General features: G+C 28.3%; 10 protein-coding genes. 6 read left to right on the top strand and 4 right to left on the bottom strand.

The features are described 5' to 3' along the window. Positions 1–438: 438 nt before the first annotated feature. Positions 439–1,902, top strand: coding sequence for a methanogenesis marker 14 protein (locus J2127_RS06895; RefSeq protein WP_209732834.1), 1,464 nt, complete (start codon positions 439–441; stop codon positions 1,900–1,902). 118 nt (positions 1,903–2,020) lie between these two features. Here the strand turns inward: J2127_RS06895 and J2127_RS06890 are convergent, their stop codons facing one another. Together J2127_RS06890 and J2127_RS06885 are read right to left on the bottom strand one after the other, a co-directional pair. Next, on the bottom strand, positions 2,021–3,307 hold the full coding sequence (locus J2127_RS06890) for a transglutaminase-like domain-containing protein (protein ID WP_209732833.1): 1,287 nt from the start codon (positions 3,305–3,307) through the stop codon (positions 2,021–2,023). Between the two features lie 111 nt (positions 3,308–3,418). Continuing rightward, positions 3,419–4,546: an EFR1 family ferrodoxin gene (locus tag J2127_RS06885; protein ID WP_209732832.1), complete on the bottom strand. Its 1,128-nt coding sequence runs from the start codon at positions 4,544–4,546 to the stop codon at positions 3,419–3,421. Between the two features lie 390 nt (positions 4,547–4,936). On the opposite strand from J2127_RS06885, the gene msrA reads away from it, so the two are divergent. Next, entirely contained in the window at positions 4,937–5,458 is a 522-nt protein-coding gene (gene msrA, locus J2127_RS06880; protein ID WP_209732831.1) for a peptide-methionine (S)-S-oxide reductase MsrA, read from the top strand. A gap of 101 nt (positions 5,459–5,559) precedes the next feature. On the opposite strand, the gene J2127_RS06875 is transcribed toward msrA, so the two are convergent. Then, the gene (locus J2127_RS06875) at positions 5,560–6,927 is read right to left on the bottom strand and encodes an MATE family efflux transporter (RefSeq protein WP_209732830.1); all 1,368 of its coding nucleotides are present in this window, start codon (positions 6,925–6,927) and stop codon (positions 5,560–5,562) included. 286 nt (positions 6,928–7,213) lie between these two features. Continuing rightward, the gene (locus tag J2127_RS06870; RefSeq protein WP_209732829.1) at positions 7,214–7,858 is read right to left on the bottom strand and encodes a class III signal peptide-containing protein; all 645 of its coding nucleotides are present in this window, start codon (positions 7,856–7,858) and stop codon (positions 7,214–7,216) included. 514 nt (positions 7,859–8,372) lie between these two features. On the opposite strand from J2127_RS06870, the gene J2127_RS06865 reads away from it, so the two are divergent. From J2127_RS06865 to J2127_RS06850, 4 genes are all read left to right on the top strand, one after another. Continuing rightward, positions 8,373–9,326 (top strand): hypothetical protein, encoded by a 954-nt coding sequence (locus tag J2127_RS06865; RefSeq protein ID WP_209732828.1) that lies wholly within the window; start codon positions 8,373–8,375, stop codon positions 9,324–9,326. 268 nt (positions 9,327–9,594) lie between these two features. Beyond that, positions 9,595–10,092: a MarR family transcriptional regulator gene (locus J2127_RS06860; protein WP_209732827.1), complete on the top strand. Its 498-nt coding sequence runs from the start codon at positions 9,595–9,597 to the stop codon at positions 10,090–10,092. Between the two features lie 327 nt (positions 10,093–10,419). Then, the gene (locus J2127_RS06855) at positions 10,420–11,112 is read left to right on the top strand and encodes a class III signal peptide-containing protein (protein WP_209732826.1); all 693 of its coding nucleotides are present in this window, start codon (positions 10,420–10,422) and stop codon (positions 11,110–11,112) included. A gap of 337 nt (positions 11,113–11,449) precedes the next feature. After that, on the top strand, positions 11,450–13,474 hold the full coding sequence (locus tag J2127_RS06850) for an ATP-dependent DNA helicase (RefSeq protein ID WP_209732884.1): 2,025 nt from the start codon (positions 11,450–11,452) through the stop codon (positions 13,472–13,474). The last annotated feature ends 119 nt before the right edge of the window (positions 13,475–13,593 follow it).

Below are 13,593 nucleotides of genomic sequence, written 5' to 3'. Positions count from 1 at the left end.
ATTGTTTTGGGTGTCGCATATTATATAAGTATATATAGTTACCATACTTATAGATTTATAGCATACACAAATATGTATCCCATTTTGGAGTATTTCAAAATGTTTTACACATATGTGCAAATATATTCCTGTAGCTTATCGTATATAAATCTATTGAATTAAATTTATTCATCGCCCTCTAATTTTATAAATCGGCAATATTTTAAGATTTTTAATTTAAGATTTTTAATGTAACTATTTTAAAATTAAATTAAATAGATATTTATACTTTTTAAACCTATTTTATTATGTTATTATATATTATTGTCGTTTAAGTATATACTTAAATATAAATTATTAAGTATACCTTATTTGATTATGTACGATTAATTAAGAATTAAGAATTAAGAATTTTCTAATTATTTTATTTTCTATATAGCGGTATTTGGAAGTGATACTATGGGTATTATGGACTCTATAAAATCCATATTTAACAAATCTAAAAAAGTAAATTACTCAATGTCTAAAACAGTTGATTTAATGGACTTAAATCCCCGACAAGTGGGTCCAAATCAACACGTAAAACCTTATTATGTTGTAGCTTCTGTTGAATTAGGTAATACGACCACCAAAGCGATTATAACAGCAACGGATATGGAAGAAGGTATTACCTACTTAGTAAGTAAAGATGTAAGAATGACCAGGGACGTAAGAGGCCCTAATAAAGGCGAAAATGTATTCGGTACTACAATTTGGGGCATAGAATTAACCAAAGAAGCTGTATCCGATATGGTTAGGGATGTATTACTAGGAGCTTTAGAAAAGGCGCATTTAACACCTGACGATATTCATTTCGTAGTTAGAAGTACCGGGGTTACTGCAGGCTTTGCATCTCCTGAGGAAGTTGGAAATATGATAGTTGCACTTGCCGAAGGTTGCAGAAACGCAGGAATTCCAAATTCAAAGATGACCCCAATCATGACTAAAAAGCAACTCCCAGAAAAATTGCAGGATTACTGTTTAGTTGATAAAGTAATGTTTGATGGTGCAGTAACTGGTGTAGTACCTCCAAAAGGTAAGGAAGCCGTAGCAAACGAGATGGAAGGGGAATTGGTAACTGCAGGTTTAAAATCTGGTTCAAAATGGACAAATGTGGACTTTAGAAACCCATGTATATCCATTGATTTCGGTACCACACTCGCAGGTAGGGTTATAAATGATGAATTACCTTATGCAAAAGTTGTCGGTAATTTATGTGGTTTAGCGGGCGCCATTCCTGACGCACTTGTTCGGGGTACTGGACTCGTAAGTAAAAAAGGTGGAGCCGTTTTAGATATCAAAAATAAAACTGGTAAAGTAAATAAACAACTAGCAAAAGAATACTCTGACAAAGTTCATGAAATTGTAAGCGTTGAACGTGTACCTATGGGGCGTACAAGATACGGTACAGTACCATTGGATACAGAAGCCGCTGAAAAAGCAGGTACTTACTTAATCGGGTGTGATGTAGGGGAAAACGGTAGTGATTTAATAAAATTAGAATCCATTGGTAAAGAATTATACGAAAAATCAAATATTAACACATTACTTTACTGTTTGGATTTAGTATCTGCTAGAGTGGCTTGTAGGGTCATAAAAATTGCTAAAGACAATGGTTTAGTTAATGAAAAGTCTGCAGTAGGTATAACTGGAAGGGCAGGTATAACCGGGGAAAAACCTGAGGTTTTAATCGAAATGCTAAAATCTTTGAACATATGGGATGAACCAAACGACCACGTCGTATTTGTTGAGGATGGTTTAGCACTGGGTGCAGGCGTAATGGCAAGATGTATGAATTGTTTAGGAACCCCAAAACACCCAATCGGTGGAAATAGGGGCGGTCCATGTATCTTAAAACAAAGAATTCAACGCCAAAAAAGATAAAATATAAAATATAAACCATAATATATAATCTATAATATATAATTTATAAACTATAATTTATAAACTATAATTTATAATTTATAAATTAGAAATTAAAAAAATAATATTATTTCTTTTTTTATTCGGTATAATCTTTATTATTAATCCATATGTTGATTAATAATTCATTTTTATTGATTTCACTCTTAAATATTTCGATATTTGATATTTTAGAGATGTTACTTCCAAATTTTTTCCCAATTTCCAAATAAAGCATTCTTAAAATGCTGTATTCTATAACCTCATCAATTTCACGAATATAGTACTTCAAGGTAATGTTAAAATCTGGCTTTTTATTTAAAATTGGTTTTGGATTACAATTTAATAATTTTAAAAGCTTATTTGACATATCATCATAATTTAATTCTCGATATAAATTTGCATCATGGTCATAATCTCTATAAATCGTATTTATGTCTTCTAATTCTATTTTCAAATATTCGTCATGATTCGGATTTTTAGAATCCAAATTACGGTTCATATGGTTCATATTGTTTAAATCAGTAACGTCTATAAATTTTAACTTATAAGCGTCTACATTTTTACGACCGACCTTATATAACCAATCATTTAATGATAGTATGGGTAGCCTTTGGTCTAATACATAGTATTTATTATTTAATTTTAAGCCGGTTGCAACGTGTCCAATTATCGTAAAGTAATATATATCTTTAAAACCTGCTTTATTCAATAACATCGCAGTTATTTTTGCATATTCTCTGCAAATGGCTACTTTATATCGTAAACTACTTTCAATAGGTAAATTTAGCTTAAATAGTGATTTTATAGTATGGTATGCTAATATTTTATCTCTTGAAATTAACCTATATTTGAGATATACATAAGTCATTATTGCCAATATACCTCCAATACAGGCAGAATAAAGGACTACTGAGTCCAAAAATCCAAATATATAATACAAATAGTAATTGAACAATATTGAAGCGATAAATATACCAACTATAAATTTATTGTACAAATTATTCGTATAAGCTAGATACAATACCAATAGTAAGAACATAATCGAATATACTGGATACAATAGACTGCCATAAATTCCAAGTAATAGTGCGGAAATAATGGTTAGTATATTGGTAATCGAGATACTTGCAAGCCCCAAAAATAGTATCGTAATAATTGCAAATACTATTCCCCTTTCAAAGGTGTATTCGATATTTAAATTTTGAAATTCCAAGATATTTGATAAAATTGCCTTGTCATACATGCTATTTTTGGGAGCATCATGATTATGGTTATTATTTAAATTAATTATATTATATATTTTGTTTAATTCTTCCATATTTTCGTCATTAACACCCATTTGACCATTTAAATACATTTTTTTCAAATTTTTAGTAAATCCCATGATAGCCAACCCCCTATAATGACACAATACTAATAATAATACTAATAGTAACATTTATAATATGATTTCAAATTTAAAAAAATAAAATAAAATATAATATATTTTAATGTCTTAATGCTTTATTATCCCGTTATTGGCTTCAATTAACTCCTTAATCTCAACTCGTGGGTTAAAGTAGCTTTTTCTCTTAGCACTCTTTCCATATATAATAGCACGAGTTGGGCAAGTCTGTATACAACCCATACATTCTTGACATTTATGTTTATAGATTATTCTATCGTTATTTTCCAATTTTTCGTTATCTACTATCTCTATATTATTAACCGGGCAGATTTCAACACAGGTGCCACAAAGATTACAAGCTTTTGATATTTTGAACTTTTCATCAAATTTATACAGGCTCTTTTTCCAGAATGGATAGAATGCTCCAGTTGATATTTTAGCAATTAGTGAGTCCATTGCATCATTTTTTTCATTAGATTGTATTAAAGTTCCTAATTCTTTGATTCTTATGTCCGTATCATCTAAAATTTCTATTATTTTAGATTGGGCGGGTGCATTAAACGCTAAAATATAATTACTAGGCATTTGAATCGTATAACCTGCATTTAATTGTTGTTTTTTCTCTTTTAACAATTTATCTACGTGGTAATGGACACCTCCTGCCATTTTTCCGCAAGTGGCTATACTATATATTTTAGGGTTTCTTTCGATATTTAAACGTTTTATGAACCTTTCAACTATTTCGGGTACTCCAAAACCATAAACTGGGTATACAAATATGATTTTATCGGAACCACAGGTTATTTGCTCTTTTTTTATCTCATTTGCAATGGGAATAATTTTGGTGTTAGTGTTATTAGCTTTACTATTTTCATCCTCATTGCCGTTATTTTTGTTTGAAAGTACTTTAGCGAGCTCTCTTGCAACATAATAAGAATTACCGGTGCCCGAAAAGTAATATATGACATTTATTTCTTCTTTGAGGCTACTTTTTATTTCTTCTTTGATTTTAGCTAAATCTTCAACAGTGTTTGGTTTTGTTTTTATTGGTTGCATTTTTTCAATAGTTTCCGTATCTTTATCCAAATTATCCAAATTATCCGCATTATCCTTATTATCTATATTATCTTTAGTATCTTTATTACATTTATCCTCGTTATTATTTTCGTTAATCTCGATTAATTTATCATTTTCATCGTATTCCTTAATTTTACCACTATCAACATCATTGTTCAAATTTTCACCCCTATTTTAAATCAATATCAAATATCAAATATCAAATATCTTAAATTGAATTAAATAATGAATTAAATAAAGTTAAATTAGTTTTATAGATAATAATTATTTATTGTCTAAGTTATTTATATGTACATTATTACGGATAAAGTATTGTAAGTATTAAGGTTGTCCAATTTAGCTAAAAATATCTATTTATAAGTATGGATTCATAAATATATATATGAATATATACTAATTAATTTTAAGTACATCCATTATTTTGAATATAACTTAATTTATACTTAATTTAATATAATATACTTAAATTAACTTAATCCACATAATTAATTTATTTAGCCAATACCTATCTTGTTAAGTTGTTAATATACACATGGTGCGGGTGATTATATGGGTGTTGAAACTAACTTAAAAATAAGTAATCCGAATTATGATATTGCAATATTTGGAATGGGCTGTTTTTGGGGTTCCGAGGAATTATTTAGAACTGTTGAGGGAGTTTTAGATACTGAAGTAGGATACATGGGCGGTAAAACCAAATACCCGACTTATGAAGAAGTATGCAAAGGTGACACAGGACATATCGAAGTAGTTACCATAATTTATGATATAAACATAGTCAATTACGGGGATTTATTAGATACATTTTGGATTAATCACGACCCCACCACCCTAAATCGGCAAGGATGGGATAGAGGCGAGCAATACGCATCTACAATATTTTACACGACGGAAAAACAGTATAAATTAGCTAAAAAGTCTTTAAGAAAAATGCAAGACACCCTTAAGGACATGAAAATCGATAAAAAGATTGTTACACGAATTAGAAAAGCTGGAGAATTTTATAAGGCTGAAGAATATCACCAAAAATATTTAATGAAAAAAAATAAAAAATTTTTAGAGTTATTTTAAGTATTATATTCAAACTCTAAATTTATCCTATTTTGGTATATTTTATTTATTTACTATTTTAATTATTATTTTAATTATTATTTTAATTATTATTTTAATTATTATTTTTCTTTTAACTGGTATTTAAAGGCTCTATGTATAAAGAAAGAACCTGTAATCAATGTTAATAGTCCAGAAAGCGGTTCTGCATACCATACACCTATAACGCCCCAGTACATTGGTAATATATATAATAAAGGCAGTACAAATCCAAAAGATTTGAATATTGCTAATGTATTGGCTACTTTACTATCCCCTACAGATTGGAAATAGATGATTATTAAGAATACTGGCCCCAATACTAATGTAGCAAATGAAAATATGCTTAATCCTGTCGTAGCAGTTTCAATTAACGCCATGTCCGTGGAATTAAATATGTTAATTAAATACGTAGGGAATAGGTTGTATAGTATAAACGAAATTATACCTATAACGGCAGATAACGCCCCTGTGATTTTTAATATCTCTTTTACCTTGTCAAATCGTTTAGCCCCATAGTTATAACTTATAAGTGGCTGTACACCACTACATAATCCCATAACAGTCATAAATAGGATTATAAATAAGTATATAACAATACCGAATGCGGAAACGTACAAAGAACCGCCATATTTTAAGAATTGGGTACTGTAAACCAAAGAAACGATTGCAGAAGAAAATTCCATTACAAATGGCGATATACCGGTTAAAAGTACTAATTTTAAAATATTTTTGTCGTATGTTTTAAAATTAAGTATATTTTTCACTCGATAACCTAAATTTTCTATTTTTAAGTTAGATTTTTTTGTTATAAAGTGATGCAAAAATATTATTGCTCCGAGTGTTTCCCCCATCAATGTGGCAATTGCTGCACCTGCAACCCCCCATTGAAATACAATTATAAACAATGCATCAAATACGATATTTACTAAGGCACATATAATCATTACTTTCATAGCTTTTTGTGGGAATCCATCGTTTCTAATGATGGGTTCGAGTCCGACGTTAAATAATGAACCCATTGAACCAATAAGTGCAATGCCTAAGTAAGTTAACGATAAATTCAATAAATTTCCTTCGACTCCGAAGCTCGATAGTAATGGTTCTATTGCCAATAATCCAACAACTGTTAGGACTACGCCTAAGAGTAATAAAATACAAAAAGCATTTTTAAATATTTCCTCAGCTTTTTTAGGGTTCTGTTTGCCCAAACTAATAGATATATGTGCAGAAGCTCCTACTCCAATCATAATTGCAAAAGACAATATCATTAATTTTATCGGGAACGAGAGTGTAATGCTCGCAATAGCTTCAGAACCCACCCAATGACCTATAAATATACCGTCTATAATGGTATATACTCCATTAATTACGAATCCAATTATCGCGGGGATACTATACCGAGCTATTAATTTGGGAATCGGTGTAGTATTCAAGTCGTAATTAGTCATAAGTTCACCTGTGTGTAAAGTAATTTCTTACTAATGTAAATTAATATTTAGGTAATCCCTAAATAATAGTACTAAGATAAGACTTTTCGGTATAAATACCTATCTAAATAAAAAAATTTGGAAAAAATAATAAAAATAATATGAATTAAGTAAGTTAAATGGCAAAATGTTTAATTTAAAATTATATATTGGATAATATCACTTATATTAAAAAAATAATCAAATATAATGATTTTAAATTTAATTTTAACTATTTAATAGTTAAAAAAATAGAATTTAAAAGTTTTTATTCTTGGAATTCAAGTATTCCATCATAATCATGCGGTAAAGTATACAATATAATATCTCCGTTATTGAATACTTTAATATGTAAGATTCCATCTTCTGAGTAAGTAGTGGCTTCAAAACTTCTTTCTTGGTAATCCTTTAGTTTTTTGTTATTTATTGCAATTTGGTAATTTTTATTGTATAATGGATCTAAGGATATTTTTTTAATATCATAAAGTATGTAATGATTACCAAAATACCTAATTGACGAACCATCACTAGCTATTAAATCCCCATCTTGTATCGTATAAATGACACCATAAGTATCTGTCGCTTGGAAATTAGAATTTGACGAAAGGGGGCTATATATTAAACAATTTTTAATTCGTATCTGACCTTCATATTTTTCTTTTGGATCTAAGTCAGAATCTTCATCATTATCATCGGTTTCATTAGGGTCTCCAGTATCTATATTACTAGAGTTACTGGGGCCACCCACGGAATAACCACTTATTACAGAGGTATTGGCTAAGATGGCAGATGTTTCTTCAACTCCATTAATGTATGTATATCCTAATATTGATACAGAACCTAATACAACCAAGGTAATAATTATCATTTCAAGAGATATTTGTCCTCGTCTCAAAGTATCACCTTGTAACATAAATTCACTATAATTAATATGATATATATTTATGATAATATATATTACCTACGCCATATATTAGACTATCGAATGCAAACATAACAACAATATAAAAAACGGGTATTTAAAATCCTAATTAATTTTTAATTAATATTTTTTAGATATTTTAGAATTTAAAGGTTTTAATTTTTTTAATTTAATTAATAGTTATGATACAATTAAAACTATATATAGTCCTAGATACATAATATTATAATACATTTATAAAGTAATATCCTCGAATAATAATCATAATACAAAAAAAGAATATTTCGTAATTATTTTAATTACTTTAGATATATTAACTATTTTAAACAATTTAAACAATTTAAAGTTGAATATAACTTTAGCATATATTTATTATAATGTAACATGATAACTTTAGCAGATATAATCATAAATTAAAATAAATTAAAATAAATTAAAAATGAAAACTTACGAATAAGTATAAATAAATATAGATTATTGAATTATCCCCAAAAATGATGATACTATGAGCATAGAATATATTTATGGTTTTTTTTGCATAATTGCAGGACTATACTTTGAATTAAGAGGAAAGAAATTTTATGATATCTTTTGGATATCCATGCTTTATTTAGGCGCTATAATTCACTTTAACAGTATTGAATTTTTAGGAATATTGGTATTAACAATTGCAAATTACATGAAAAGTCACACCAAAATACTTGCAAATTTGGGTATACTTTTATTTATTACGTCTTTTGTAATATCCGGTTCGTATTACGCATTATCGTTAATAATGTATTACTTTATTGCTTTGGCACTTTACCATGGTAATTTGATGGATGGACAAGAAACAAAGTATTTAATAGGGTTATCCTATTTGGGAGGTTTCCTTATTTCTTCATCAATATTTTTGGATTCTGTGCTTTTTGTAATCCCTATTCCTATCTATTTCCTAATTGCAAATTACAAAAATGATCCGTCTGATTATGACGACCTTAACTTACAAAGTTTTGCAAGGTTGGCAACATCTATTAAAAAAAGCGAGAAGGATATAAAGCCTACGGATAATGTAACATGTTACGATAAGAAGTCTTTGATAAACGCAGGATTTAAAAATAAGGCTAAAAATCCATACATGAATAATTTAAGTAATTTAAATAGTCTTAACAATACAAATAGATTAGAAAATTTTGATTCAAATATCGAAAATGAAACAAATTTCAATGAAGATAATAATACGATACATAGAAATAACGAAAATTATATTGATATTTCAGAAATTGGCGAACTATCAACTAGCATGAAGCATAAACTTAGCTATGATAACGCACTATTGCAAAATACACAAGGCTATGACAAAAAAGTATGGGTTACGCCTCACATTCCATTTATGTTATTTATTACAATGTCTTACATAATATTTTGGTTTGTAAAAAAACCTATATTATTCCTACTTATAGATAATTTAGTTCATTAAGTGACGGAAATAAAAAATAAATGGTACGATAACCATATCTATGACTAAAACATATAACTAAAACGTTAAATAACAAATGAGTATATGATTATATATTAATTAAATATGTGTTAAATATATGATGAATCAAATGGTTATATTATTTAAAATTATTTAAAATTATTTAAAAAATTAAAAGTGGGATAATACGGCTAAAAATAATAAACTCATAACCGAAGAAAATAAGGTTATTAAAGATGTTAATTATAATGTTACGGTTCACGAATCAATGGTGGAAGATTTTGGAATATTTTTGCATATGCTAATGGGTCGACAAATTGAAATATCTAAAAAAAATTTTCCAAATATTGAAGAAGAGTATTCGAAGCTTACAATAATACAGTTGGATTATTTATATGCAATAAATACGTTAAATAGTCCTTCTTTTTCAGATATTGCAAAACATATGAACGTTGCGAATTCTTCTGTAACGGAAATGTACCATAGATTGCATAAAAAAGGCTACGTGTGTAAATCGCGGTCTGAAAAGGATAAACGGGAATATCAAATTCATTTAACGTTTAAAGGCAATAGATTAATATATAAGGATTTAATGGCTTCAATATGCTTATCCAAGGAAATTTTCGAGAAAGCTCCTCAAGATAAGTTATTGGGTGTATATGAGCTATTAAAAGAATATCTTTACACCATTAAATCTGAAGAGATTGAACAGTATTTTGTAAAGTACAGCGAATATAAGAATGTTGAAAACAATTTTTTAGATTAATTTACCAGCCATATATTTTTATTATATTTTTATTATATTTTTATTTTATTATATTTTATTTTTATTATCTTTTTTACTTTATTTTTAAATATTCTAATTTTTTAATTTTTCTAGTTTTTTATATTTTTAAAGGTTTATATGATAAGTTATATATAATATTTTTAATAAAGTAAAATAAGTTGGAATCATAAATATTTAATTGTTAACATACTACTAATTTACTAATTACGTATTTTGATAAACATTGTATATTTTTAATATGATTGTTATATGTTCGTATATTCATACATTATATTTTATAAATTATTACATTTTAAGAGGGTTAATTTGAAACGAGGACAAATATCTCTTGAAATTATAGTATTGGTGGTTGTAGCGATTGCTGTGGCGTCTATAGCAGGTTATACTTATGTTTCAGGAGTTAAGGAATCTATGGCTCCAGTAAATAGCACGAAATTTGTCGACGGTTTTTTTAATCAAACAGATGATTTAATCTCTAATAATGATACTATCGAGAATCCTGTAAATAATACAAATAATACAAATAATACAAATCCAGGTGGTGATATACCAACACCTCCGACAAATAACACCAATAATACTAATGATACTTTAGGGCCGCCTTCTGCTTCATACACTGGAACATTATGGATGGGTCATTGTAAAATCTATGATTCTTCGAATCCTGTTGATAGCAAGTTTAAGGCAGTGGATAGCAATGGTATAACCTACACTATTGTGGAAGGAAACGTCATATCTAGCGATGGTAGGGTATTTTCTAAGAAACGTGATACACTAATACCAAACATCGTAGAATTTACTGCAGAACCTATTCCAACTTGGGTTTATGTAGTAATTGTGGATATTTGGCCAGTATCTATCAGGCATATGGATGATAAGTTTGTAGCAACATCAACTACCGGCTCTGGATATATCCATATTTCAAACTTTAATGATGGTAATCTCTACGTAGAAACAAATCCGGCCGAATATCATGGTACTATCAAATTCTACGAATAAAATATCTTTTATTTTTTTATTATTTTATTTTCATATCTAAATCTTTTTATGTATATTTTAAAACAATTAGACAAATTTTTATACGATATATTCAATATTTATTTAATCTACATTTGCATAATACTTTATTATTTAATGCAAATGGCTTATTTGATAACTTAATTAATATGCTAATTTCAATATTTTAATTATCGGTGATTTAATGAATTATAACAATAATTTAGATACATATACAAAAAATTCCAATGATTACGGCTCTAAATCTTACAATTCATCTAAAAATTATGATTTTTACGAATTTAAGGAATATATTAATGATAAATTCCCGTACAATAGTATGAGACCTCAGCAAATAACTTTTATGGAAAATATATATAATTGCATTGTAAATAATAGGAAAAATGAATTAGATAATGCTTTAAAGTCAAAAGATCATAATTCCAATGACAAACCCGAATCGGGTTCAAAACCATCTAATTTAAAAATTCATAAAAATTTAGTGGTTGAAGCACCTACGGGGGTAGGAAAAACATTATCATATCTTATACCTTCGTTATATTTCGCAGAACGGGGTAATAGGATTATAATACTCACCGAAACAATAGATCAACAAGAGCGTATATTGGAAGATTTAAATTCATTAAAACATGATTTAAAAGTATCATTTATGATGGGAAAAGGTAATTTCTTCTGTAAATCAAAAGGGGACAAAGCAAATCGTCTATACTGCCAATTAAATAGACACTGTAGGTACAGACCAAATCGAAAGCCAATTTGTGAATGCGGAACAAAAAAAGAAGAATTACGATTAAATGACGATTACGTTAGATATTATTGCCCAATATGTGCTTGTGAGTATCAAAAAGTAAAAATAGATTGTTTAGACGCTGATATTGTAATTATGAACAACAGTATCTATTACTACTTAAAAGAGGAAATCGACAAAAAGAAGAAGACTAACATAGTAATTGTAGATGAAGCCCATAAATTAGAGGGTAGTATTAGGAATTCGGCTACAATAACCATTAATCCAAAAATGGCACTTGGAAGACTTAGATATATGGCTTATAACTATGCACCGCTTAGGATTAGAAAAGCAATTGATAGGTACGGTTATGGAGATGAAGGCGCTTCAGATAAACAATTTTGGGAAATAATAGAAAATTACGTACACACTTTTGGAAAAGACAAAGATTTCAAACAATTTTTGGTACACAATGGTGAAAAAATCACATCTTTCGGAATGAAGGAAGATGTAGCAATTTTAGGCACATTGCTTGAAGGATATTACGAAATTAGCGATATTCAAAAGAAAATTAAGAAATTTGAAGAAAATGTTGAATTAGATAGAAAAGACTTTAAATTTAAAATAGAGAATAATGCTTTAATTCCTCTAGAGTTGCAGTTCATAACTGAAAAAAGAATAAACGATATGCCACTTTCGGACTTTATTGATGATGTAATGGGATTAAGAAACGTAAATAGTAACTACGTAATTTATAGAAACGAAAATAAGGTTTTATGTGAACCAGTACTAGTATCTTCCATATTGAAGAATTTATACGACGGAGCGTCAGTAATACACTGTTCTGCTACCTTGGGTGATTTAAATGTACACGGAATGAAAACAGGAATGGGTAAAACCACTAATTTAATACTAGATAGTCCTTTTTCCAAAGAAAGGCGAAAGATAATTGCATTATCAGATGGCGTAGACATGAAATTTAAATCACGCGATGATAATATAACAAATCGTAAAAATTCTAATGAAAATCTGTATAATTTGGTAAAAGCTTGTAATGGTAACACCTTAATACTTTTTAAAAGTTTTGGAGACTTAAATTCAGCTTACAATTACTTTTTAATGAAAGGGTATAAAAACAATATACATTGTTACCAACAGGGAATGGATGGTAAAGAGGCCAAAAAATTAAAAAGTGACTTCGAAAAATACGGCGGTTTGTTACTTGCAACGGGTAGATTCGCCGAAGGTGTTGATATACCGGGAGAAGCTCTCACTGCAGTAATAATCGATAGTTTACCGTTCCCAGTACCTACGCCACTTTTAAATAAAGAGCAAAGTTTAATAGAAAATAAATTACAAAGAAGAGTCCCAAATGCACATTGGCGGGCATTTTTAATGACTTCTTTCCATATAATGTCTAGAACGGTTGTCCAAATGATAGGTAGATTAATAAGAACTGAAGAGGACTATGGGGTTGTAGTAGTACAAGACCGCAGATTTGCTGAATGGGTGGGCAAAGAAATGGTAAGTCGTAAATATCTTAAAAATGGATTTATGACGCTTACAAAAAAAGATGCAATCAATTTTATTCCGGAATTTATGAATAAATACCGATAATTACTTTTTTACTTTTTTTATAATTTTTTGTTTTGATTTATTTTATTTTATTTTATTTTTATTTATATAGTTTCTCAATTGATTTATTTAATAATATAAATATAACTGTTTTTACAAAA

The sequence above is a fragment of the Methanococcus voltae genome (genome assembly GCF_017875395.1).
GTDB lineage: Archaea > AGJL01 > Methanococci > Methanococcales > Methanococcaceae > Methanococcus > Methanococcus voltae_C.
The sequence above is the reverse complement of the archived record's forward strand: the minus strand, read 5'-3'. Positions and strand labels throughout refer to the sequence as shown.

Coding starts and splice junctions, on each gene's coding strand:
- msrA (WP_209732831.1), top strand. CDS start 4,937: ATGGGTGTTGAAACTAACTTAAAAATAAGTAATCCGAATTATGATATT.
- J2127_RS06895 (WP_209732834.1), top strand. CDS start 439: ATGGGTATTATGGACTCTATAAAATCCATATTTAACAAATCTAAAAAA.
- J2127_RS06860 (WP_209732827.1), top strand. CDS start 9,595: ATGGTGGAAGATTTTGGAATATTTTTGCATATGCTAATGGGTCGACAA.
- J2127_RS06850 (WP_209732884.1), top strand. CDS start 11,450: ATGAGACCTCAGCAAATAACTTTTATGGAAAATATATATAATTGCATT.
- J2127_RS06870 (WP_209732829.1), bottom strand. CDS start 7,858: ATGTTACAAGGTGATACTTTGAGACGAGGACAAATATCTCTTGAAATG.
- J2127_RS06865 (WP_209732828.1), top strand. CDS start 8,373: ATGAGCATAGAATATATTTATGGTTTTTTTTGCATAATTGCAGGACTA.
- J2127_RS06875 (WP_209732830.1), bottom strand. CDS start 6,927: ATGACTAATTACGACTTGAATACTACACCGATTCCCAAATTAATAGCT.
- J2127_RS06890 (WP_209732833.1), bottom strand. CDS start 3,307: ATGGGATTTACTAAAAATTTGAAAAAAATGTATTTAAATGGTCAAATG.